Source organism: Delftia sp. WSY_12, assembly GCF_043104645.1.
Taxonomy (GTDB): domain Bacteria; phylum Pseudomonadota; class Gammaproteobacteria; order Burkholderiales; family Burkholderiaceae_C; genus Comamonas; species Comamonas tsuruhatensis.
On sequence record NZ_JBICKW010000062.1, the window covers coordinates 53746 to 77251 of the forward strand.

Genomic DNA, 23506 nt, shown 5'->3' on the forward strand with positions numbered 1-23506 from the left:
TTTTCGCAGGGAACGCAAGATTAAGGCAAGGCATCACCTCATGCAATAAATTTATATAAGGGTCAGATCCCAATTAATTCCAGAACAAAAAAATCGGAAATTAATAAGGGACATATTTATTTCACAGAGGCCTGCGATGAGGAATCAAGCACTTGCAGTCCATCAGTGGGTACTAACGCACTGTTGTGGTGCGCTCATTGGTCCGTCCTGGCGGACGGCCGGCGCGCTGGCGGGTCACGCGGCGCTCGGTGCGCTGTTGTAAATCGGCAATGAATTGCTCATCGCCCAGCGCCCAGCCCCTCAGCGCCGACTGGCTGATGCGTTCGCCGTCATCGCTGCTGACGCCCTCTTCCACGGCCGACACATACGCCGCGTCGCGCGCAAACGGGGTGTTGCCCAGCTCCCAGAACACGGCATGCGGCTGGATCAGCGCGTCGCTGCGCAGGCCGGCGTTGTGCGCGTAGCTGGACCAGGGCCAGTCGGCCGGCCGCTGGACCAGGCCGGCGCGCACGGGGCTGTCGTCCATGAAGACCATGGTGGGCAGCAGCCAGCTGGGCTGCAGCACCGTGCCGCGATAGCGGCCTTCCCACAGCGTGCCGCTGCGGCCGTGGCGGTCGTTGAAGTAGCGGACATAGCGCCGGCCCACGGCCTGCATGAACCTGGGCAGGCCATCGTCGGTGCGCGGCGTGGCCAGCAGGTGGAACTGGCTGGGCAGGAGCACGTAGGCATGCACGGCCAGCTCGCAGCTGCGCGCCATCTCGCGCAGCAGCCCCAGCATGGTCTCCCGGTCCTGGGCATCGATGAAGATGTCCGCGCCGTTGTTGCCGAGCTGGATGATGTGGTGCGGCAGATCCGCAATGGTGAGTCTGGGCAGGCGGGCCATGGTGCTGGGTGCAGGCAAGCGGGTGCAGGGCGTGGAGCGGCAATTATGGAGCGCCCCGCCCCGCCCCGCCCCGCGCTGCCGCACTGCGCCACACTCCGTTTTACAGGGAAAGACGCGACGAGGCCCTCAACAGCTGGCTCACCAGCTGCGTGGCGGCCAGCAGCCGGGGCAGCAGTTGCACGCGCATCATCTCGGCGCTGTTGCGGTTGGCCTGGCCGCTGATGTTGAGCGCGGCCACGGTGCGCCCTGCCGCGTTCTTCACGGGCGCCGCGATGGAGATCAGGCCTTCGGCCAATTCCTGGTCCACCAGGGCCCAGCCCTGGGCGCGCACCTCCAGAATGCGCTGGCGCAGGCGCTCGTCGTCCTGCTCGGTCAGCGCCGTGAACTGGCGGCGCTCGCGCGCATCCAGCAGGGCCTGCAGGGATTCATCGCTCTCGCCGGCCAGCAGCACGCGCCCCATCGAAGTCCAGCAGGCCGGCAGGCGCGAGCCCACGCTGAGGTTGGTGCTCATGATCTTGTGGGTGTGCACGCGCAGCACATAGACGATGTCGCCCCCATCGAGCACGGCGGCCGAGCAGGACTCCTTGACCTCGTCGACCAGGCTCTCCATCACGGGCTCGGCCAGGTTCCAGACCGGGGTGGAACTGAGGTAGGCAAAGCCCAGTTCCATGATGCGCGGCGTGAGCTGGAACAGCTTGCCATCGCTCTTCACATAGCCCAGCGTCTGCAGCGTCAGCAGGATGCGCCGGGCCCCGGCGCGCGTGAGCCCCGTGCGCGCCGCCACCTCGCTGAGCGTCTGCGCAGGCGCCTCGGCGCTGAACGAGCGGATCACGCCCAGGCCGCGCGCAAAGGACTGCACATAGCTGTCGCCGGGGCGCGGCGTACCGCCCTCTTCTTCAACCCCACCTGTGGAAATTACGGAAGCGGCATTTTTTTCCATGGCTCTATAATTCTTTCTGCGAACTTTTGTTCTACATACGAACATTTTAGCGCAGCGCCAGCGGCCTGCATACCGGAGACAAGCAAGTGATCAACAAAATCACCGACACCATCGCCGAGGCGTTGTCGGGCGTCCAGGACGGCTCCACCGTGCTGATCGGGGGCTTCGGCACCTCGGGCAATCCCACCGAACTCATCGACGGCCTGATCGCCCAGGGCGCACGCGAGCTGACCGTGGTCAACAACAACGCGGGCAACGGAGACCAGGGGCTGGCCGCGCTGCTCAAGAGCGGCCAGGTGCGCAAGATCATCTGCAGCTTCCCCCGCCAGGTGGACAGCTGGGTGTTCGACGACCTGTACCGCAGCGGCAAGATCGAGCTGGAACTCGTGCCCCAGGGCAACCTGGCCGAGCGCCTGCGCGCCGCCGGCGCCGGCATCGGCGGCTTCTTCTGCCCCACGGCCTATGGCACGGAGCTGGCCAACGGCAAGGAAACGCGCGAGATCAACGGCAAGCACTATGTGCTGGAGCATCCCATCCACGGCGACGTGGCACTGGTCAAGGCCGAGAAGGGCGACCGCTGGGGCAACCTCACCTACCGCATGTCGGCCCGCAACTTCGGGCCCGTGATGGCCACGGCGGCCAAGCACACGATCGCCACCGTGCACGAGATCGTGGAGCTGGGCGCGCTGGACCCCGAGGCCGTGGTCACGCCCGGCATCTACGTGAGCCAGATCGTGAAGATCGACCGCGTGGCCACCCAGGCCGGCGGCTTCAAGAAAACCGCATGAGCGCCCCAACCGCCGAAAGCAAGAGCATGAGCAGCTACCAGAAACGCAGCAAGCAAGAGCTGGCCCGGCGCGTGGCCGAAGACATCTTCGACGGCGCCTACGTCAACCTGGGCATCGGCATGCCCACCCAGGTGGCCAACCACATCCCGGCCGGCCGCGAGGTCATCCTGCAAAGCGAGAACGGCATCCTGGGCATGGGCCCGGCGCCCGCCGAAGGCCAGGAGGACTATGACCTGACCAATGCCGGCAAGCAGCCCGTCACCCTGCTGCCGGGCGGCTGCTACTTCCACCATGCCGACAGCTTCGCCATGATGCGCGGCGGCCACCTGGACATCTGCGTGCTGGGCGCCTTCCAGGTCTCGGCCACGGGCGACCTGGCCAACTGGAGCACGGGCGAGGCCGGTGCCATTCCCGCCGTGGGCGGCGCCATGGACCTGGCCGTGGGTGCACGCCAGACCTGGGTGATGATGGACCTGCTGACCAAGACCGGCGAATGCAAGGTCGTCGAGGCCTGCAGCTATCCGCTCACGGGCCTGTCCTGCGTCAAGCGCATCTACACCGACCTGTGCACGCTGGAATGCACGCCCGAGGGCCTGCGCCTGATCGACACCGTGCCCGGCCTCTCGCACGCCGAGCTGCAGTCCATCGTGGGCCTGCCCATCAAGGACGCGACGGCCACGGCCTGATCCCTCCGCTCCCCCAGTGGGTGCGCTGCGGCGCACCCCGGCACCTCTTCATTCTTTTCCCAGGAGACACCATGAGCCAGTCCAACCAGGCCTTCATCTGCGACGCCATCCGCACCCCCTTCGGCCGCTACGGCGGCGCCCTGTCCCCGGTGCGTGCCGATGACCTCGGCGCCGTGCCGATCAAGGCGCTGATGGAGCGCAACCCCGGCGTGGACTGGACGGCCGTGGCCGACGTGCTCTACGGCTGCGCCAACCAGGCCGGCGAAGACAACCGCAACGTGGCGCGCATGTCCGCCCTGCTGGCCGGCATGCCCATCGATGTGCCGGGCGCCACCATCAACCGCCTGTGCGGTTCGGGCCTGGATGCCGTGGGCACGGCCGCGCGCGCCATCAAGGCGGGTGAGGCCCGCCTGATGATCGCGGGCGGCGTGGAAAGCATGAGCCGCGCCCCCTTCGTCATGCCCAAGGCCGAAAGCGCCTTCAGCCGCAGCAACGCCGTCTATGACACCACCATCGGCTGGCGCTTCGTCAACAAGCTGATGAAGCAGCAGTACGGCGTGGACTCCATGCCCGAGACGGCAGAGAACGTGGCCGACGACTTCAAGATCGAGCGCGAAGCCCAGGACCGCATGGCCCTGGCCAGCCAGCAAAAGGCCGCCGCCGCCATCGCGGCCGGCTACCTGGCCAAGGAAATCGTGTCCGTGTCCATTGCCCAGAAGAAGGGCGACGCCATCGTGGTGAGCCAGGACGAGCATCCGCGCGCCACCACCATCGAGGCGCTGGCCAAGCTCAAGGGCGTGGTGCGCCCGGATGGCACGGTGACGGCCGGCAATGCCAGCGGCGTGAACGACGGCGCCTGCGCCCTGCTGCTGGCCAACGAGGAAGCCGCCAGGCAATACAACCTGGTGCCCCGCGCCCGCGTGGTCGGCATGGCCGTGGCCGGCGTGGCACCGCGCATCATGGGCTTCGGCCCCGCGCCTGCCGTGCGCAAGGTGCTGGCCCTGACCGGCCTGACGCTGGAGCAGATGGACGTGATCGAGCTGAACGAAGCCTTCGCCGCGCAGGGCCTGGCCGTGCTGCGCGATCTGGGCATTGCCGACGACGACCGCCGCGTCAACCAATGGGGCGGCGCCATTGCGCTGGGCCATCCGCTGGGTGCCTCGGGCGCGCGCCTTGCCACCACCGCCGTGAAACAGCTGCACACGCTGGGCGGCCGCTACGCGCTGTGCACCATGTGCATCGGCGTGGGCCAGGGCATTGCCGTGATCCTGGAAAAGGTCTGAGACAGCGATGAGCACCGTGGACAACAAGACACCCGTCACCGTGGTCAGCGGCGCCAGCAACGGCATCGGCCGCGCCATCGTCGAGGCCCTGCTGGCCCAGGGCCGCACCGTGGTCAACCTCGACTACGTGCTGCCCGAATGGAGCCATCCGCTGCTGGTGAGCTACCAGGCCGACCTGACCAGCGAGCAGGCCACCGCCGAGGCAGCGGCCCGCATTGCCGCCGCGCACAACGTGGTGGCCCTGGTCAACAACGCGGGCGCCACGCGCCCCGGCACCATCGATAACGCCAGCACCCAGCATCTCGACGATGTGGTGGGACTGCACCTGCGCGCGCCCATGCTGCTGGTGCAGGCCTTCCTGCCCACGCTGCGTGCTTGCGGCGAGGGGCGCATCGTGAACATGTCCTCGCGCGCCGCGCTGGGCAAGCCCGACCGCATCGTCTACTCGGCGACCAAGGCCGGCCTGATCGGCCTGACGCGCACCCTGGCGATGGAGCTGGGCCGCGACCGCATCACGGTCAATGCCCTGGGCCCCGGCCCCATCGCCACCGAGCTGTTCACCAAGAGCAACCCCGAAGGCGCGCCGCAGACCCAGCGCATCCTCAACAGCATTGCCGTGGGCCGCATGGGCACACCGGAAGACGTGGCGCGCGCCGCGCTGTTCTTCCTGTCGCCCGACAACGGCTTCGTCACCGGCCAGGTGCTCTACATCTGCGGCGGCACCACGCTGGGCGTGGCGCCCGTCTGAAAGAACGTCGGACCAACCGTTTGACCGAACGCCTTCCCAGGCACAACCCCCTTCAAGAAGAACCACTGGAAGCGCCCGCCTGCACAGGCGTGCGCCACACAGGGCATTGCCCTGGCCCAGCCCGGCGTTGCCGGGCCCGGCCATCCACCTTATTGCCGAATCAGGAGACCTCTCGATGTTTGATCAAACCACCCGTTTCACCCGCCGCCGTGGCCTGCAGGCGCTGGCCGCCGCATCCCTGACCGCGCTCGGCGCCCTGTCCGGCCCCGCCGCCCTGGCCCAGGACGGCTTCCCCAGCAAGCCCATCACCATCCTCGTGCCCTTCGCCGCTGGCGGCACCACCGACATCCTGGCGCGCATCGTCGCCCAGGCGCTGCAGCAGGAGCTGGGCCAGACCGTGATCGTGGACAACAAGCCCGGCGCGGGCGGCAACATCGGCGCCGTGGCCGCCGCACGTGCGCCGGCCGACGGCTACACGCTGTTCATGGGCACCGTGGGCACGCATGCCATCAATGCCGCGCTCTACGCCAAGCCCGGCTTCGACCCCATCAAGGACTTCTCGCCCCTGACGCGCGTGGCCAACGTGCCCAACCTGCTGGTAGCCCACCCCAGCCAGCCGTTCAAGACCGTCAAGGAAATGATCGCCTATGCGCGTGCCAACCCCGGCAAGCTGAACTACGGCTCCTCGGGCAGCGGCAGCTCCATCCACCTGTCGGGCGAGCTGTTCCGCTCCATGACGGGCCTGGACATGGTGCACGTGCCCTACAAGGGCAGCGCCCCGGCCATCACCGACCTGCTGGGCAACCAGATCGCCATCATGTTCGACAACATGCCCTCGGCCATCCAGCATGTGCGCTCGGGCAAGCTGCGTCCCATCGCCGTGACCACGGCCAAGCGCTCGCCCGAACTGCCCGATGTGCCCACCGTGGCCGAAGCTGGCGTGCCCGGCTACGAGGCCACCTCCTGGTTCGGCCTGTGGACCCAGGCCAAGACGCCCGCCGCCGTGCAGCAGCGCCTGTACACGGCCATTGCCAAGGTGCTCAAGGACCCGGCCGTGGTCAAGAAGATCAACGACCAAGGCGGTGATGTCGTGATCGACACGCCGGCCGAATTCCTCGCCTACATCAAGGCCGAATCGACGAAGTGGAGCAAGGTCGTAAAAGACTCTGGAGCGCAGGTGTAACTGGCCTCCCCCTGAGCCGCTGCGCGGCTTCCCTCTGAGGGGGACGACACCCTCGGTGCGGGGCGGCGCGGCCGGCCCAGGCCCTTCCTCGGTGTCTCCCGCTTTAGGCTGCGCCGGTTTCCTGCGCCGTGCGCTTGAGCGTTGGAATGAAAAAAGAGCTGCCTTCGGGCAGCTCTTTTGCGTTGGGGGCTGGGGTTCAATCCAGCAAGTCGGAGTAGTCACCCTTGTCGTAGCCTTCGATGGCCTTCCAGGGCTGGGCCAGCGGTGCGGGCAGCTTGGTGGCGGTGACGACGATGCGCTCGGTGCCGTGGGAGTCGCTGCGCTCCACGCGGCGGGCGAACTGGTTGGCCACGTCCCAGTCGATGACAGTGGTCTGCTCGCCTGCCTTGCCGCGGTAGCGCTGCACGCCGTTGTGCGGCTTGCCCACGCGCTCCATGCCCTGCAGCGCGGTGGGTGGCACGATCCAGTACACGTTGTCGAAGGAGCCGCCGTAGCCGACGTTGCCGTGGTGGGCCAGGTCCACGCTGATGACGCGGCGCAGCTTGGCCAGGATGACTTCCACGCCCACCTTGCCGTCATCGGCGCGGCGGATGGACAGGGGTGCGGCGCGGGCTTCGCCATGGGCGTGGCCGGCGTGCGGGCCGTGGGCGTGGTCATGGCCGTGCTCCTGGCTCTGGCGCAGGGCGGCGGGCATTTCGCGCTCTATCCATAGCTGGGCCTTGCGGCGGTAGACGCGGTTGGTATAGACGCTGCTGCGCTGCACGCCGTCGCTGCCCACGCTCATGGCTTCATAGGTGATGCGCAGGTCGGCTTCAGGCGTGGCCTGCACGGCGGCCGTGGTGCGCGCCACGGAATCCGCAGGGACTGCGGCCGTGGGTGCGGATGCCGCCGCCTTGGCCGGCTCGGCGGCCCATGCTGCGGAGACGGAACAGGCCAGCAGCACGGCCGCGTAGATGTGGCGCGCCGCGCGCGGCGCCGGAAGGGAGAGCGTCATGGAATCCAGCCAATGCGAAAAAACCGGGGCCGGGCACACGCATGCGCCACGGCTCCGGCCAGGGGTTGGCAAGCAGCCAACGAAGGAGAAAACAATTACAGGCCAGCGGCTTCGCGGACCTTGGAGAACACCTTGGTGTTGTCCATCGTGCCCTTGAAGATCCTGGCGCCCGCGCCGCCGGCGAACAGCATCACGTCGCCGCCGCCATGGGTCTCGGAGCCCGGCGTGCCCAGGTTCAGGCCCACCTCCTGCAGGTAGTTGTCGTCCGTGGTGTCCACGCCGCTGAGGTCCTGGCGCTCCGCGCCGCGCGTGGGCGCGATCCAGGGCTTGTTGCCATCTTCGGCATTGACCTGGCTGGAGGCCGTGGCGTTGGGACGTCCGCCATTGCCGAAGGCCAGCGTGGTGTAGGGCTTGCCGTCCTGGGCCTTGGCCATCTGGCCGCTCTGGTAGTCCTGCACCTTGCCCAGGATGGGGTTGCCGATCCTGGAGTAGCCGTTGAACACCATGTTGTGGTCGTGATCGGCGGTGACGACGATCAGCGTGTTCTTCAGGCCCGGATCCTTCTTTTCCATGTAGGCCATGGCGGTCTCGATGGCGCGGTCGAAGGCCAGCGTGTCTTCCAGCGCACGCTTGGCATTGGTGCCGTGCAGTGCGTGGTCGATGCGGCCGCCTTCCACCATCAGGAAGAAGCCCTTGTCATTGCGGCTGAGCACGTCCAGCGCCTTGCCGGTCATGTCGGACAGGCTGGGCTCGTCCAGCCTTTGCTTGACGCGGTCCAGCTCGTAGGCCATTTCGCTTTGCGTGAACAGGCCCAGCAGCTTGGGCGCTTTGGTCGCGTCCAGGGCCGCCAGCTCGCTGCCCTTGGCAACATAGGCGTAGCCCTTGGCCTTCATCATGTCCACGAGGTTGGCCGTGTCCGTGCGCTTGCTGCTGGGGTTGACCGACTTGGGCAGGTAGTTGCGCTGGCCGCCACCCATGAGCACGTCGATGCCGTCGCCCAGCCTGGCGTTGTAGTTGGCATGCCCGGGCACGGACTGCTCGGCAATGCTGTTGTAGCCATTGCGGTTGCAGATATGGGCATAGGTGGCCGCAGGCGTGGCATGGCCCACGCGCGTGGTGGAGATGGCGCCCACGGCGCGGCCCTTGGCCTTGGACAGCTCCAGCAGGGTCTGCGCGGGTTGGCCGTTGCCGGCCGGGCAGGTGGTGTCCTCGCCGTTGATGTACTGCTGGCCGTTGGCCGCGTAGGCCATGGTCTCGGCCGACATGGAGATGACTTCGTTGTTCATCTTCACGCCGGTCATGTAGGCGGCCATCGAGGGCGCGCTGTCCGTGGTCTGGCCATCGCGCGAGAAGGTCTTGATGCGGCTGGCGTAGGGCAGGGACTGCATGGTCAGCGTGGCGCGTTCGCTGCTGGCCAGGGAGCCGGCCTTTTCGGCCAGCTGCTTTTCGCCCTTGTAGATGCGCGCGGCGGTCACGGTGACCGGGCCCATGCCGTCGCCGAGGAAGAAGATGACGTTCTTGGCCTCGCCAGCCGCATGGGCTGCAGGCGCCAGCAGCGCCAGCGCGCCGGCCGCCGCCAGGGCGAGGGAGGTCTTTTGGAGGATCGGATGCATGTGGAATTCCTTGAGTGCCTTGAATGCAGCGTGCGGCATCACAAGCCGATGCTCTTCTTGATCAGGTTGAACACGGCCGTGTTGTCGATCACGCCCGAGAACGTATCGGCACCCATGCCTTGAGCCCCCAGGAACACGTCGCCGCCGCCGTGGGTTTCGGAGGCCAGGGGCACCACGGCCTCCTGCAGGTAGTCGGGGCTCTCCAGCGTGGCCGCGTCGATGGGGCCGCGCGTGGCCAGGCGCTTGGGACCGTTGCCGAAGCCCAGGATGGTGTAGGGATTGCCATCCACATCGGTGGAGGCCTTGCCGTCCACGTAGTTCTTGACCAGGCCCAGCACGCCGGGCTTGCCGGCCTCGGTCTTGCCGGTGCGCGCGGCATAGCCGTTCAGGTGCAGCGTGTGGTCATGGTCGGCTGTGACGACGATCAGCGTGTTCTTCAGGCCCGGATCGATCTTGGCCATCTTGTCCAGCGCGGTCTGGATGGCGTTGTCGAAGGCCACGGTATCCTGCAGCGCACGGCGCGCGTTGGTAGCGTGCAGCGCATGGTCGATGCGGCCGCCTTCCACCATCAGGAAGAAGCCCTTCTTCTTGGCCGACAGCGCGTCGATGGCCTTGCCCGTCATCTCGGCCAGGCTCGGTTCCTTGGTCGCATCGCGGTCCAGGTCATAGGCCATGTGGTCCTTGGTGAACAGGCCGGCGATCTTGCTGCCGTCCACGGGCAGCTTGTCGAACTCGCTCTTGTTGGCGGCGTAGCTGTATTTTTGCGTCTTGAACTCGGCGATCAGGTTGCGGCTGTCGTTGCGGCGGCCGCCGTCGGCCTTGGGCGTGAAGTAGTACGAGCCACCACCCAGGATCACGTCCACGCCGTCGCCGAGCTTGCTGTTGTAGCCGGAGCCGCCGGGCACCAGGGCCGCGGCAATGGTGTTTTCCGCATCGCGGTGGCAGACGTGCGAATAGGTGGTTGCCGGCGTGGCATGCGTGATGCGCGCGGTGGAGACCACGCCCGTGCCGTAGCCGGCGGACTTCATCTGCTCGAGCAGCGTGGGAACGGCCTGGCCGTTGCCGCTGGGGCAGGTGCTGTCGTAGTTGGTGTGATAGGCCTTGCCGCTGGCATCCGTGGCCTTGGTGTCGGGCGTCATGGAGATGACTTCGTTGTTCATCTTCACGCCGGTCATGTAGGCGGCCATCGAGGGCGCGCTGTCCGTCACCTGGGCGTCGTTAGAGAAGGTGTGGACGAAGGCCGTCTCGGGCAGCTTGTCCATGGTCAGCTCACCGTCTTCGCCCACGCTGTAGATGCGCGCGGCGGTCATGGTGGTGATGCCCATGCCGTCACCCAGGAAGAACAGCACGTTCTTGGTCGGGGTGGCAGCGGACGATCCATCGCTGCCGCCACAGGCGCTCAACAGCAGCGACGCACCGGCCAGCGCGCTGCACAACATCTTCAGTTTCATGCGGATATCCCTCTGTAGGCAGGGGACCCCGCGGCAAGGCCGCGCCCTCCCCCTGTTGATTGATTTGTGCACTGTAGGAACAGCCCGTGACGAGCCAGTGACAGTCAGCCCAGGCCGGCAGGCGTATCGTTGCAGGCAAGGCGCTGAGGGCCGGATAGCATTGCGGCCAACCCAGCGACGGAACAAGGAACCCCATGAACCAGACAGCCCAAGACCCGATCGCCTCGCAGGCCCCGGAAGCGCCGCCCAGGCCGGTGCTCGACTACCCGTTCGAGGCGCCGCCGCAGCGCGGGCAGACGCTGGAGGTGGCGCCCGGCGTGCTCTGGCTGCGCATGCCCCTGCCCTATGCGCTGGACCACATCAATCTCTGGGCCATCGATGACGGCCAGGGTTGGGCCATCGTCGATACGGGTGCGCGCACCGACGAAGGCGTGGCCACCTGGCGCGCGCTGTTCTCCCAATCCACCGATGGCCGCTCGCTGACGCGCGTCTTCGTCACCCACATGCACCCCGACCATGTGGGCCTGGCCGGATGGCTGACGCGCAAGTTCCATGTGCCCCTGTACATGACGCGCCTGGAGTACCTCAACTGCCGCGTCGTGGTCTCGGACTGCAGCCGCGAGGCCCCGCCCGACGCCATCGCCTTCTACCGCCGCGCAGGCTGGAGCGACAGCGCACTGGAGTCCTACCGCGCCCGCTTCGGCAACTTCGGCAAGCACATCCATGCCCTGCCCGACAGCTACCGCCGCCTGCACGATGGAGAGGAACTGCGCATAGGAAAACACCTGTGGCGCGTGGTGGTCGGCAGCGGCCACTCGCCCGAGCACGCCAGCCTGTACTGCCCCGATCTCAAGCTGCTGATCTCGGGCGACCAGGTGCTGCCGCGCATCTCGTCCAACGTCTCGGTCCACCCCATGGAACCCGACGCCAACCCCATGGCCGACTGGATGGAGTCTCTGGAAAAGGTCAGGCGCGAAGTGCCCGACGATGTGCTCGTCCTGCCCGCGCACGGCGATTGCTTTCGCGGCCTGCATGCGCGCATCGATTCGCTGGTGGCAGGCCAGGAGCGTGCCAGCGACCGGCTGCTGGCCGCCCTGGCCGAGCCGCGTCGCGCCGTCGATGTCTTCGGCGCCCTCTTCTCACGCCCGATCAGCGAATCCAGCCCCGCCCTGCTGGGCATGGCCACGGGCGAAAGCCTGGCCTGCCTGAATCATTTGATGCATGCGGGGCAGGTGAAGCGCAGCATCGATGCCGATGGCATCGCCTGGTACCGCGCCATGGCGGGGGCCTGAGACTGCAGCGGCAGCCGGCTCAGGCTGCCTGCAGCAGCGGATAGCGCTGTGCCATCGCATCCTGCAGGCCGAACTCCGCCAGGATGGCGCGCATGCGCTCGACCGCACTGCGCTTTTTCTGCCCCGTGTAGCGCGCAATGATCAGTTCGTTTTTCATGCTGTGCTCCCAGCCCACCAGCTCTGTCACGGTGACCTGGTAGCCGCAGGCCTCCAGGTACAGGCAGCGCAGCACGTTGGTGAGCTGGCTGCCCATTTCGCGGGTGTGTATGGGATGGCGCCACAGTTCGGCCAGCGGCGTGCGCGTCAGGCTCAGCGCCTTGGTCTGGCGCAGGCAGGCTGCGACCTCGGCCTGGCAGCAGGGCACCAGCACCATGGCCTTGGCCTTCTTCTCCAGGCCGAAGGCGATGGCGTCGTCGGTGGCGGTGTCGCAGGCGTGCAGGGCCGTGACCACGTCGAATTGCGCAGGCATGAAGTCGGCATGCGTGGACTCGGCCACCGACATGTTCAGAAAGCCCATGCGCTCGAAGCCCAGCTCGGCAGCCAGCTTCTGCGAAGCCTCCACCAGCGGCGCGCGCGTTTCTATGCCGTAGATATGGCCGCGCCCCAGCGGCTTGAAATACAGGTCGTAGAGGATGAATCCCAGGTAGGACTTGCCGGCGCCGTGGTCGGCCAGGGTGACCGCATGGCCGTCGGCCGACAGTTCTTCGAGGATGGGCGCGATGAACTGGTAGAGGTGGTAGACCTGCTTGAGCTTGCGGCGCGAATCCTGGTTGATCTTGCCTTCGCGCGTGAGGATGTGCAGTGCCTTGAGCAGTTCAATGGACTGGCCGGGCTTGAGGCCCAGCTGCGTGGTCACATCCTGCTCGGGCTTTGCGGCAGGCTTGCCCTGGCGCGCCTTCATTCGGCAGCGCCCGGCTTGGCTGCGTGCGCCATAGGGCAGCGCGCGCCCACACCCAGGTCCAGCCAGCCTTCGATGCCGATCTTCTCCAGCGTCTCCATGTTGCGCTCGTAGATGGATTCGGCTTCGGGGAACACCTCGACCGCCTTGTCTATGCTGTCCTCGCGCAGCAGGTGCAGCGTGGGATAGGGAGAGCGGTTGGTGCAGTTGGTGACGTCGTCGGCTTCGGTGCCCTCGAACTGGAACTGAGGGTGGAACGAGGCCACCTGCAGTATGCCGCCCAGGTCCAGCTCCTCGACCATGGCGTCGGCCACTTCGAGAAAGTCGTTGAAGTCCAGGAAGTCCTGCAATGCGTGCGGCAGGATCAGCAGCGTGGTGTCGCGCTTGTCCGGGGAGGCCTCGGCCAGGGCTTCCAGCTCGCGGTGCAGGTCTGCCGCCACGCCCTCGGCGTCGGTGGCCTGGCTGACCGTGTAGTGGATCTGGCCCTTGATGTGCACGCCCTTGGCGAAGGGGCACAAGTTCAGGCCGATCACGGCCTTTTCGAGCCAGTGCACCGTATCCTCGATCACGGTGACAGGCGGAAACTCGGCCGCGCGAATCTCGTGGTTGGTATCGGTCATGGCTGTGCCCTTCAAAAATGCGAACGGGGGCACTGCGCCCCCAGACATTGCGAAACCGTCCAGGAACCCTTCCCTGCCCTGTCACGCAGGGTCCGCATTCTAGCCGCGCCGCCCCGGCGACGCCGTTGCTCGGATTTCTCAGCCCAGCAGGCGCAGGCCCGTCAGCAGCTCATGCTCACGGGCCGCGTAGCGGTCCGTCATCCCGGCGATGAAGTCGGCCACCACCCGCGCACGCGCCGATACGTCCTCGGCCAGCATGGCCCGCTGCACGAAGCGCGGCTTCATGCGATCGGGCTCGACCATGTAGGCCGCAAACAGCTCGGCCACCACCTGCTGCGCGCCTTCCATGGTCCTCACCACCTGCTCATGGCGGTAGAGATTGCGGAACAGGAACTGCTTGAGCTGCTGCGACTGCTGCCTCATGGTATCGCTGAAGCCCACCAGAGGACCTGGCTGGGCGCGCACCTCGTCCACCGAACAGGGCCGCGCCTGCGCAATGCGCTGCTGCGTGGCGGCGATCACGTCATAGACCTGATCGCTGAGCATGCGGCGGATGCTTTCGTACAGCAGGCGCCGCTCGGCCAGGGGCATGCCCAGTTGAGGATGCTCGGCCAGTGTTGCGTCGTGATAGCGCGCGAACAGGGGAACAGCCTCGCACAGCTGGGGCATGGTGATCAGGCCGGAGCGCACGCCATCGTCCACGTCATGGGCGTTGTAGGCAATGGCATCGGCCAGGTTGCACAGCTGGGCCTCCAGCGAAGGCTGCCGGCCCAGCAGAAAACGCTGCGCCACCCCGCCGGGCTCGCGCGCCTCCAGGTGCTCGGCATTGGTGCGCGAGCAATGCTTGAGAACGCCCTCGCGCGTCTCGAAGCTCAGGTTCAGGCCGTCAAAGGCTGGATAGCGCTCTTCCAGCCGGTCCACCACGCGCAGGCTTTGCAGGTTGTGCTCGAAGCCGCCATGCGGCTTCATGCAGGCATTGAGCGCGTCCTGGCCCGCATGGCCGAAGGGGGTGTGGCCCAGGTCGTGGGCCAGGCAGATGGCTTCGACCAGATCCTCGTCGAGCTGCAGGGACCGGGCGACCGAGCGGCCCAGCTGGGCCACTTCCAGCGAGTGCGTCAGGCGGGTACGGAACAGGTCGCCCTCATGGTTGACGAAGACCTGAGTCTTGTAGACCAGGCGCCGGAAGGCCGAGGAATGGACGATGCGGTCCCGGTCGCGCTGGAAGTCGCTGCGCGTGGGCGCAGGCGCCTCCGGGAAACGCCGCCCCCGGCTGAACGCCGGGTTGCAGGCATAGGGGGCCAGGGCCTGTTTCTGCATTCGATCGCCTCATCATGCTGACAAGGGCACTCTAGCAGTTCCGGCTTGCCCCCAGCGCCGCGCGTCAGGCGCAGCAGGCGTCTATGACTTCGCGCACCAAGGCATCGGGCGCCGAGCGCATGACGGCCTTTCCCGGCCCGTCAATGAGAACGAAGCGGATCTCGCCCGCCTCGGACTTCTTGTCCACGCGCATCAGTTCCAGATAGCGGCCAGCGTTGTCACGCGCATCCAGCACGGCGCCGCGCACCGGCAGGCCCGCACGTTCGATCAGCACGCGCAGCCTTTGCACAAAGGCGGCATCCACCAGGCCAAGGCGCTGCGACAGCTCGGCCGCCATGACCATGCCGGCGCCCACGCCTTCGCCGTGCAGCCAGTTGCCGTAGCCCATGCCGGCTTCGATCGCATGCCCGAAGGTGTGGCCGAAATTGAGAATGGCGCGCAATCCGGCCTCTTTCTCGTCCTGCCCCACCACCCAGGCCTTGATCTCCACGCTGCGCTTGATCGCGTGCGCCAGTGCAGTGCGGTCGCGGGCAAGCAAGGCATCCATGTTCTCTTCCAGCCAGGCCAGGAAGTCCATGTCGGCGATCGGCCCGTACTTGATGACCTCGGCCAAGCCGGCGCTCAGCTCGCGCACGGGCAGCGTGTCCAGCGAAGCCAGATCGCAAACCACCAGCTGCGGCTGGTAGAAGGCGCCGATCATGTTCTTGCCCAGCGGATGGTTGATGGCGGTCTTGCCACCCACCGACGAGTCCACCTGCGACAACAGCGTGGTGGGCACTTGCACGAAGGGCACGCCGCGCATGTAGCTGGCGGCAGCAAAGCCCGCCATGTCGCCAATGACGCCGCCGCCCAGCGCGAACAGCACGGTCTTGCGGTCGCAACCACCGGACAGCAGGTCATCGAAGATCAGATTCAGCGTCTGCCAGTCCTTGTGGGCTTCGCCATCGGGCAGCACCACGGTCCGCACGCTGCGGTAGCGCTGCTCCAGCACGCGGCGCAGTGCTGGCTCATAGAGCGGTGCGACCACATCGTTGCTGACGATGACGGCCTGTACCGCAGAAGGCAGCGCGGCATAGGTGGCTGCCTGGTCCAGCAGGCCGGTGCCGATGGCAATCGGATAGGAGCGCTCACCCAGGTCAATGGTCACGACCTGGGCAGCAGGCGAGGAGGAGGCGTGGGGCAAGATGATGTCGCTCCAGGGGAGAAAGAATGAAAAGGTTTCCGCGACACGGCAGCGCGCCCGGCAAATGCCGATCTTAAAGAAAAAGGCCCCGGCAAGTGCCGAGGCCTTTGGTGTTCCAGCAGGCAGCGTTCAGGCCAGTTCCGCCTGCATGCGTATGCGCTGGGCGGCCTGCGCCACAGACAGGCCGGATGTCTGGATCACGAAGTGCGCCGTCTCCAGATACAGAGGCTCGCGCTGCAACAGCAACTCACGCAGGCGCAACGCCGGATCCTCCACCTGCAGCAAGGGCCGCGTCACATCGTTGCGCAGCCGCGCGGCGATGTCCTCTGGCGTGCATTCCAGGTAGAAGACCTGGGTGCGCTCATGCAGATGGCGGCGATTTTTCTCGCGCAGCACCACGCCGCCGCCCGTGGACAACAGCAGGCTGGATGTGGAGGCCGACAGCTCATCAATGACCTGCGACTCCATGTCGCGAAAAGCCTGCTCGCCCTCACGCTCGAAAAACTCCCGGATGCTGCAGCCCAGGCGCTGCTCGATCACATGGTCCGAATCCACAAAACGCATCGACCACAGGCGCGCCAGCTGGCGCCCTATGGTCGATTTGCCGGAGCCGGGCAGGCCGATCAGGGCCACCACCGGCGCACGGAGCGAGGCAGGACCTTGATCGGGATTCACCGACTTGTTCACTCGGGCAGGCAGACGGATGTCACTCCGTAAGGCGAGGTCAGGAAGGAGCCGTTCTTCTGGTCGCCCTCGACGAACGAGGTCACAAAGATGCGCTCGGCACGACCTTCGGAACCAGCCGCATTGGAGCTCACCGTCAGCTTGTAGATCAGCCAGGTGGCTACGTTCTGCGGATATTCCGTCTGCACGATCACGCGGCCATTGGCTCCCGTTTTGCGGCCATTGAAATAGGAAACCACGATGTCTGCCTTGGGCGGCGTCAAGCGGCCATCGCCATTGGCGTCTTCACCGCTGTCCAGATTGCCGTTGCGGTTGATATCCTCATTCAGGCAAAAACCGGATCCATCGACATGTGCATTCTTCACATTGTCATAGCTGCCAAATCCATATCGCAGGATATCCACGCTGACCGAAACATCCGCATCCGCAACCGCCTCGCCGGCAGCATTGGCAACAGCCACGTCGAATTTCTTGATATAGGTCAGGTTGTTGGCGCCCTTTTCCAGCTCATTGTTGTCGCCAATAGTGATGGAAACAGGCTCGCTGGCAACCGTCAGAGTGCTGACGCGCGACGCGGGGCACTTTCCATTGGATACGGCGGCATCAGAATTGCCGTAGCACATGCGGATGCTGACCCCATTGGTCGGGCTGATGCGCAAGCCTGGAATATATTGCGCCAAGGCAACACCGCTGGCATTGGAAATCACGGACTGGCTGCCCGTGGAGATGGCTTCTCCGGAACCCAGCCCGGGCGGAACGATCTCGAAGCGGACGCGCATATTGGGAATGGCGCGGTTGTCCTTGTCCAGGAACAGTGCCCTCAATTGCGCCATATTTGTACGTCCGCCATCCAGATTGGGCTTGACGGTATTCGGCACGATGGAGAGGCTTGCTGCGCTGACAACACCCACAGCATCGGGAATCTGGGCAGCGCCGCCCGCCACAGTGATCTGCTCGTTCGAGACCACTCCCGAGGCCTTGGCCTGCAGGGAGTAGACCTGGGCAGTGCTGGGCGCACTGAACGCCGCAAACTTGGCCACACCGGACGTGTCCGTCTGGGCCGTCACCGCAGCACTGAGAACCGATCCAGAAAGCACAACAGGAATGCCAGAAATTCCTGCGCCATTCGCATCCGAGATTTTTGCCGTGACCTCCACTGGTTGTCCCGGAGAAGGAGCAGAGGGAACCACAGTCAAGGCGATCTGGCTGCCGGTGACTGCCACAACACCTGTCCCCGACTGATTACCAGCCTTCAGGTTGAAGCGGATATCCCGATTGGAACGATCACCACCGATCTCTATCTTTCCAGTAACACGACCCGAGGCATCCGTCACGTTGGCGTTGGGTGTAAAAACACCTGAATCCAGCACAACAGAGACAGGTGCATTGGCTACAGGATTCCTGCTTGCAGACAGTGCTGTGACCGTCAAGGTGGCGGAGTCACTTCCCGAATTGGCGACAACAGTCTTGTCAAGAAGGAACTCGACACTGGCCACATCCGGTGTCGCTCCGCCTCCCGTACCTCCTCCAGGTGCCCCTGGATTCCCACCCCCACCTCCACATGCGACCAGAGCAAAGGCCGTCAAAGTGGTCAACCACAGTTTTTTCATCAGATATCTCCCTAAATTTTCACTCAGCGTTTTGCAGCGCTATCAGAAATCATTTTTGGCGTAATGAATACCAGCATTTCTCTCTTGGAAGAAGTCTTGGATCGGCTCTTGAAAAGATTTCCCAGCACGGGCACATCACCCAACAATGGAATCTTGTTTTCCTGGTTCGTTTCTTCCAACTCAAAAATACCGCCAATTACCACGGTGCCACCGTTTTGCACCAAGATCTGCGTCTTGATATGCTTTGTGTCAATGGCAACCCCCTGGGTCGTTGTTTCACCGCGAGAATCCTTGTTGATATCCAGATCCAGGATGATATCGCCTTCAGGAGTTATTTGCGGCGTGACTTCCAGCTTCAACACCGCCTTTTTGAAGGCTATGGTGGTCGCTCCGTTGGGTGCGGTGACTGAATATGGGTATTCAGTACCCTGCTCGATCAGCGCCTTGGTCTGGTCGGCGGTCATGAGACGAGGGCTTGAAATGATCTTGCCTTGTCCGTCGGCTTCCATCGCCGAGAGTTCCAGCGTAAGGAAGCGATTGGCTGCAGCGTTGAAGATGGACATGGCAAACGTGCCAGATCCTGTAACTCCTGACAAGGATGCAGGAAGATTCACAAAGCTACCCGAAGTGTTGACCGTGCCTCCAGCACCCGCAGAAGCATTTGCATTATCGAACCCCGTACCGAAGACAACACGATTGTCACCGCCGATGCTGTAGCCGCCATCACCCCCACGCTGGGCACGCAAGTCCCCACCGCCGAGGCGTACCCCCAGCGCACGACCGAACGTGTCACGGGCTTCCACAATACGCGCTTCAATGAGCACTTGCCGCACCGGCACATCCAGCGTGGCCAGCAATGCCTTCATCGCCTCAAGCTTGGCGGGAGTGTCCGTCACAAAGAGTTGGTTGGTTCGAGGCTCGGAGATTGCGGACCCGCGCTCGGACAGAAATCTCGTCGCAGTTCCGCCAACCCCGGCAGAGCTGGTGTTCGTCGTGATTTGCAACAGGATATCGGCCGCCTTCGCATAGTTCAGCTGAAAGCCCTGGGTCCGCAGCGGCTCCAGTTTCTGGATTTCCATGGCGGCTTCATAGTCACGCTTGGTGCGCGCATCGATTTCATCCTTGGGCGCAATCCAGAGCACCGAGCCCGACTTGCGCATGCCCAGGCCCTTGGCATCCATGATGATCTGCAGCGCCTGGTCCCAGGGAACATCCTTCAGACGCAGGGTCAACGCCCCGGAAACCGTATCCGAGGTCACGATGTTGAAGTTCGTGAAGTCGGCAATCACCTGCAGCAGGGAGCGCACTTCGATGTTCTGGAAATTCAGGGACAGCTTTTCACCGCTGTAGCCGGGGCCCTGCGTGAGCTTGCTCACATCCACCTTTTTCTGGCGGACCTCGATCACAAACTGGCTGTCGCTTTGGTAGGCGCTGTGCTCCCAGTCGCCGACGGGAGCGATACGCATGCGCACGGATTCCCCCTGCTGCACCGAGGAGATTGTCTGCACCGGTGTTCCGAAATCCGCAACATCCAGCTTGCGGCGCAAGCCTTCAGGCAAGGAAGAACGCAGAAAATCGACGACCAGTTCCTTGCCTTCGCGGCGCAGATCCACGCCGACCTGGCTATTGCTCAATCCCACGACGATGCGGCCCGAGCCATCGCTGCCACGACGGAAATCAACATCCCTAATGGGTTGGACATCGCTACCGACGGCTGTCTTGGCTTCAAACACACCCTGCTGCGCAGAAGGCTTCGCCGCAGCAGACGCGGCCACAGGATCCAGCAGGATCAGCAACGCCTTGCCTTGGCGTTCAGTGCGGTAGGAAGTCGCCGATTTCAAATTCAGCACCAGCCGGGAACGGCCAGAGGCTTCCACGATATTGATGGAACGCAGGTTGCCCTGGTTGAGCTCGACCATCGATTTGCCCGTCGCATTGGTTGCGCCAGGAAAATCCAGTGCGATCCTCGCAGGCGACTGGATCGCAAATCCGGTCGGGTCCGCAGCCAGCGCTTCGGAAAGCTCGATGCGCACCACCTCGGTGCCCCCCTGGATGGAACCGGAGACCGACTCTATCGCGGACTGCGCCCATGCAAAGGAGCCCAGCAACCAACCGCCCAAGGCGATTCCCCAGCGAGCTTTGTGAGACATGCTGCGATGTGTGCCCATCATTTCCTTCCCTCCTGCAACTCCAGTGTGCTATTTCTTTCTATCCAGTCGCCGCTGCCATCCTGGACGATTTCGCGCAACTGGATGGAAGTCTCCGTGATCCGGGTGATCTTTCCGTAGTTCTGGCCCAGGTAATTTCCTGCACGGACCTGATACAGCAATGTTCCGACTCTGATCAAGGCCGTGGGCACACCCTTCTTGTCCAGGCTGCCCACCATGGTCATTGCATCCAGGGGCTCTGCTTCCAGCGGCTCCTTGCGGCGGTTGAGCTCTGCAGCCATCAAGCTGGTATTCGCGTTGGACTGCACGGACTCTCTGCGCAACACCTGCATCAGCTTCAGAGGGTTGAAGGGATCCATCCCCTCCGAACCCAGGTAGGCCTGAGGCGTGAATAACTTCGGCTCTTCCAATGGTTTGACGCGAGGCTTTGCATTGGCACGCTCCTGCGCCATCCAGGTCTGCAATTCCTCATGCTCGGATGAAGTGCACGCCACCAGCGACAGACAGGCGGCCAGCACAAGCCAGCCGCGAAAACGCATTTGCCTCATTTCTTGCCCTTCCCGGCGGCCGCACGTTGCGCCTGCACTTCCTCGGCATCCAGGTAGCGGAAGGTTCGCGCCGTCGCCTCCATGCTCAGGACCTCGCTGCCCTCCTTGCCCACAGGGACAATCGACAAGTTGTTCAAGGTCACGATGCGAGACAGGTAGGCCACGTCGGAAGCGAATGAACCGATGTCATGAAAGCGTCCTGTGACCTTCAAAGCAATGGGCAGCTCGGCGTAGTACTCCTTGACCACCATCGCCCCGGGGCGGAACGTTTCAAACTGAAGGCTGCGCCCCAGTCCGGCCTGGTTGATGTCCGAGAGCAGCGCAGCCATTTCCGCCTTACTGGGCAACTGCTTTTCCAGCTGTGTCACATATTGCTGGACCTGTTCACGCTGCTTCTTCAGGCCATCCAGGCTGACCGCCTTGGACAGCTTCTGGCTGAAGTCCTGGCGCAGCGTGACTTCGGTGTTGCGCTCCTGCTCCAGCGTGTCCTCATAGTCCTTGATCAGTACGTACCAGAGCAAGGCGGCGACGCCCAACGCAATGGCAACGCACAAAAGAAAACGCGGCAAAAAGGGCCACCGCGAAGGATCATTGGGATCAAGACCACGGAATTGGCGCTGGATGTTCTCCTGCAATGCGGAGAAGTCGATGTCGTTCTTTTTCTTCTTGGCCATCACTGGGACTTTCCTGGGTTGGCTGCCGTCGGAAGGCCTTTCTCCGCAACGCTGGCGCGCGTGAGCTGGAAGCGCAGATTGAACGCTGCAGCACGGCGCTGGTCCTTGGGCGTAACGTTGACCGTCTTGGCCACGATCTCCACCAGTTCCGGCTTGGAGATCCAGGGCGTTCCCTCGGACAGATTGCGCAGCATTTCGGACACACGCTCATTGGACTGCGCCGTGCCCTGCATGGTCACGGCCAGACCTTCCTGCTTGATGCTGGTGATGTAGACGCCATCGGGCAGTTGGGCCACCAGCTCATTGAGCATGTGCACCGGCAGATTGCGATCGGACTGCAGGTCTTCCACGGCCTTTTGCCGGGCGCGCAGGGCCGTGATTTCATCCTCCAGCCCGGCGATTTCCTTGATCTGGGACTCCAGCACCGTGATCTCGGCGCGCAGCATGCCGTTCTTCGCCTGCTGGGCTTCGATCATCATCTGGTACCACCAGTAGACAGCACCAATGATCAAAAGCCCTATCAGGGCCGAAAGGACCATCGTGGCTTGGAATGCTTCCTTGCGTCGCTTGCGTGTGGCTTCTCTGTGAGGAAGCAGATTGATCAGGATCACGACACAAACCTCCGCATGGCCAGACCGCAGGCGGTCAGGTAGGCGGGGGCCTCGCGCGACATGCGCTTGAGGCGCACGCCGCTGCCGACTTCCATGCCATCGAAGGGATTGGCAAGGCTGCAGGCGAATCCGGTCTGCTGCGTGATGGCCTCGGACAGGCCGGAAAGCGGTGCCGAGCCGCCAGCCAGCAGGATGTGGTCTATGCGGTTGTGGGGCGTGCTGGTGAAAAAGAACTGCAGTGCGCGCGACACTTCCTGCGTCATGCTCTGCACGAAGGGCTTGAGCACGGCGGAAGCGTAGTCCTCCGGCAGTTCGCCGTTGCGCTTCTTGGACTCGGCCTCTTCGAGGGAGAAACCATATTGGCGCGCGATCAGCTGCGTCAGCTGGGCGCCGCCAAAGGCCTGGTCACGGTCGTACAGCACCTCGTCGTCACGCAGGATCTGCATGCTGGTCGTCATGGCGCCTACCTCGAACAGCGCCACCAAAGCGTTGTTGCCCTGATTGGGCAGGCGCTCGATCAACCGTCCGGCGGCCATGCGGGAGGCATGGGGCTCGATGTCGATGACCATCGGCTTGAGGCCGGCCGCCTCGGCCAGGCCCTGGCGGTCCTGCACCTTCTCGCGGCGGGAGGCGGCAATGAGCACATCCACGTCGCCAGGCGAATTCAATGACGGGCCTATGACACAGAAGTCCAGACTCACTTCGTCGAGCGAAAAAGGAATGTACTGATTGGCCTCGGATTCGACCTGGACCTCCAGTTCCTGCTCGCTCATGCCGTCGGGCAGCGAAATCTTCTTGGTGATCACGGCCGAAGCCGGCAATGCCATGGCCACGTTCTTGGTCCGCGTGCCGCTTTTTTTGACCAGCCGCCGTACAGCCTCTGCCACTTCGTCGAACTTTTCGATGTTGCCATCCGTGATCCATCCCCGCTCCAGCGGCTCGATGGCACAGCGCTCCAGCAACAGTTCGCCCGACCTGGCACGAGACAGCTCAACGAGCTTGGCGCTCGAAGAACTGATGTCGATGCCTAGCAAAGGTGCGGGCTGGCGACTGAATAAGGATCCCATAGCAATCAACTTGCCCTCCCTCTTCTTGTGTATGTAAAGAACGCAACAAACCTTCACATATAGGTTGAATGCTATCAGCAAGACTGCGCGCAACTCACCATGCCTGCCGGAGCACGGTTGACGGTAGTGGCCAAAAACAGACATTGTTGCGGGCCATCAAATGCGACAGGAATGCACCCCTGCTTGCATGTCGGCCTGTACGCCTGGCTTAGGATGCGAGGCTTGCGGCCATGCTGGCAACCGTGTGCAGCCGCCTCCTACCGAC

Annotated in this window: 22 protein-coding genes; 6 read left to right on the plus strand and 16 right to left on the minus strand. The window is 64.3% G+C overall.

The window, feature by feature from the left end:
• Positions 1–172: 172 nt before the first annotated feature.
• Together ACF8LI_RS27530 and ACF8LI_RS27535 are read right to left on the minus strand one after the other, a co-directional pair.
• Positions 173–883 carry a transposase gene (locus ACF8LI_RS27530; RefSeq protein ID WP_016445555.1) on the minus strand — a complete coding sequence of 237 codons (711 nt, stop codon included), beginning with the start codon at positions 881–883 and terminating at the stop codon, positions 173–175.
• Between the two features lie 100 nt (positions 884–983).
• Positions 984–1823, minus strand: coding sequence for an IclR family transcriptional regulator C-terminal domain-containing protein (locus tag ACF8LI_RS27535; RefSeq protein WP_392414612.1), 840 nt, complete (start codon positions 1821–1823; stop codon positions 984–986).
• Positions 1824–1909: 86 nt separating this feature from the next.
• Here ACF8LI_RS27535 and ACF8LI_RS27540 point away from each other — a divergent pair, with 86 nt between their 5' ends.
• From ACF8LI_RS27540 to ACF8LI_RS27560, 5 genes are all read left to right on the plus strand, one after another.
• Positions 1910–2611 (plus strand): 3-oxoacid CoA-transferase subunit A, encoded by a 702-nt coding sequence (locus ACF8LI_RS27540; RefSeq protein ID WP_012207359.1) that lies wholly within the window; start codon positions 1910–1912, stop codon positions 2609–2611.
• A 26-nt stretch (positions 2612–2637) separates the two neighbouring features.
• A complete protein-coding gene (locus ACF8LI_RS27545; protein ID WP_026062883.1) occupies positions 2638–3297 on the plus strand; it encodes a 3-oxoacid CoA-transferase subunit B in 660 nt (219 codons plus the stop codon).
• Between the two features lie 71 nt (positions 3298–3368).
• Positions 3369–4580: a 3-oxoadipyl-CoA thiolase gene (pcaF, locus tag ACF8LI_RS27550; RefSeq protein ID WP_392414613.1), complete on the plus strand. Its 1212-nt coding sequence runs from the start codon at positions 3369–3371 to the stop codon at positions 4578–4580.
• 7 nt (positions 4581–4587) lie between these two features.
• Positions 4588–5328, plus strand: coding sequence for an SDR family NAD(P)-dependent oxidoreductase (locus ACF8LI_RS27555; RefSeq protein WP_392414614.1), 741 nt, complete (start codon positions 4588–4590; stop codon positions 5326–5328).
• A gap of 175 nt (positions 5329–5503) precedes the next feature.
• On the plus strand, positions 5504–6511 hold the full coding sequence (locus ACF8LI_RS27560) for a tripartite tricarboxylate transporter substrate binding protein (protein WP_016445552.1): 1008 nt from the start codon (positions 5504–5506) through the stop codon (positions 6509–6511).
• A gap of 196 nt (positions 6512–6707) precedes the next feature.
• Here the strand turns inward: ACF8LI_RS27560 and ACF8LI_RS27565 are convergent, their stop codons facing one another.
• The 3 genes from ACF8LI_RS27565 to ACF8LI_RS27575 all read right to left on the minus strand — a co-directional run bounded on the left by ACF8LI_RS27565 (position 6708) and on the right by ACF8LI_RS27575 (position 10569).
• Positions 6708–7505: a hypothetical protein gene (locus ACF8LI_RS27565; protein ID WP_392414615.1), complete on the minus strand. Its 798-nt coding sequence runs from the start codon at positions 7503–7505 to the stop codon at positions 6708–6710.
• Positions 7506–7600: 95 nt separating this feature from the next.
• Entirely contained in the window at positions 7601–9118 is a 1518-nt protein-coding gene (locus ACF8LI_RS27570; RefSeq protein WP_016445550.1) for an alkaline phosphatase, read from the minus strand.
• Positions 9119–9156: 38 nt separating this feature from the next.
• Positions 9157–10569: an alkaline phosphatase gene (locus tag ACF8LI_RS27575; RefSeq protein WP_392414616.1), complete on the minus strand. Its 1413-nt coding sequence runs from the start codon at positions 10567–10569 to the stop codon at positions 9157–9159.
• A gap of 194 nt (positions 10570–10763) precedes the next feature.
• On the opposite strand from ACF8LI_RS27575, the gene ACF8LI_RS27580 reads away from it, so the two are divergent.
• Positions 10764–11861, plus strand: coding sequence for an MBL fold metallo-hydrolase (locus tag ACF8LI_RS27580; protein ID WP_392414617.1), 1098 nt, complete (start codon positions 10764–10766; stop codon positions 11859–11861).
• Positions 11862–11880: 19 nt separating this feature from the next.
• Here the strand turns inward: ACF8LI_RS27580 and ACF8LI_RS27585 are convergent, their stop codons facing one another.
• The 11 genes from ACF8LI_RS27585 to ACF8LI_RS27635 all read right to left on the minus strand — a co-directional run bounded on the left by ACF8LI_RS27585 (position 11881) and on the right by ACF8LI_RS27635 (position 23250).
• Entirely contained in the window at positions 11881–12762 is an 882-nt protein-coding gene (locus ACF8LI_RS27585; RefSeq protein WP_392414618.1) for a class I SAM-dependent methyltransferase, read from the minus strand.
• Positions 12759–13379 carry a DUF1415 domain-containing protein gene (locus tag ACF8LI_RS27590; RefSeq protein WP_016445546.1) on the minus strand — a complete coding sequence of 207 codons (621 nt, stop codon included), beginning with the start codon at positions 13377–13379 and terminating at the stop codon, positions 12759–12761. The genes ACF8LI_RS27585 and ACF8LI_RS27590 overlap by 4 nt, the downstream gene beginning before the upstream one ends.
• Before the next feature lie 138 nt (positions 13380–13517).
• A complete protein-coding gene (locus ACF8LI_RS27595; protein ID WP_392414619.1) occupies positions 13518–14696 on the minus strand; it encodes a deoxyguanosinetriphosphate triphosphohydrolase in 1179 nt (392 codons plus the stop codon).
• 64 nt (positions 14697–14760) lie between these two features.
• Positions 14761–15879 carry a 3-dehydroquinate synthase gene (gene aroB, locus ACF8LI_RS27600; RefSeq protein WP_392414620.1) on the minus strand — a complete coding sequence of 373 codons (1119 nt, stop codon included), beginning with the start codon at positions 15877–15879 and terminating at the stop codon, positions 14761–14763.
• Positions 15880–16008: 129 nt separating this feature from the next.
• Complete coding sequence (locus ACF8LI_RS27605; RefSeq protein ID WP_392414621.1) at positions 16009–16554, minus strand: shikimate kinase; 546 nt, start codon at positions 16552–16554, stop codon at positions 16009–16011.
• 8 nt (positions 16555–16562) lie between these two features.
• On the minus strand, positions 16563–18173 hold the full coding sequence (locus ACF8LI_RS27610) for a hypothetical protein (RefSeq protein WP_392414622.1): 1611 nt from the start codon (positions 18171–18173) through the stop codon (positions 16563–16565).
• 23 nt (positions 18174–18196) lie between these two features.
• Complete coding sequence (pilQ, locus tag ACF8LI_RS27615) at positions 18197–20344, minus strand: type IV pilus secretin PilQ (RefSeq protein ID WP_392414623.1); 2148 nt, start codon at positions 20342–20344, stop codon at positions 18197–18199.
• A complete protein-coding gene (locus ACF8LI_RS27620) occupies positions 20341–20889 on the minus strand; it encodes a pilus assembly protein PilP (RefSeq protein WP_026062714.1) in 549 nt (182 codons plus the stop codon). The genes pilQ and ACF8LI_RS27620 overlap by 4 nt, the downstream gene beginning before the upstream one ends.
• Positions 20886–21563, minus strand: coding sequence for a type 4a pilus biogenesis protein PilO (locus ACF8LI_RS27625; RefSeq protein ID WP_392414624.1), 678 nt, complete (start codon positions 21561–21563; stop codon positions 20886–20888). The genes ACF8LI_RS27620 and ACF8LI_RS27625 overlap by 4 nt, the downstream gene beginning before the upstream one ends.
• Complete coding sequence (locus ACF8LI_RS27630) at positions 21563–22174, minus strand: PilN domain-containing protein (protein ID WP_392414625.1); 612 nt, start codon at positions 22172–22174, stop codon at positions 21563–21565. Before ACF8LI_RS27630 ends, ACF8LI_RS27625 begins: the two co-directional genes overlap by 1 nt.
• Positions 22171–23250: a pilus assembly protein PilM gene (locus ACF8LI_RS27635; protein ID WP_047473589.1), complete on the minus strand. Its 1080-nt coding sequence runs from the start codon at positions 23248–23250 to the stop codon at positions 22171–22173. The genes ACF8LI_RS27630 and ACF8LI_RS27635 overlap by 4 nt, the downstream gene beginning before the upstream one ends.
• Positions 23251–23506 lie beyond the last annotated feature (256 nt).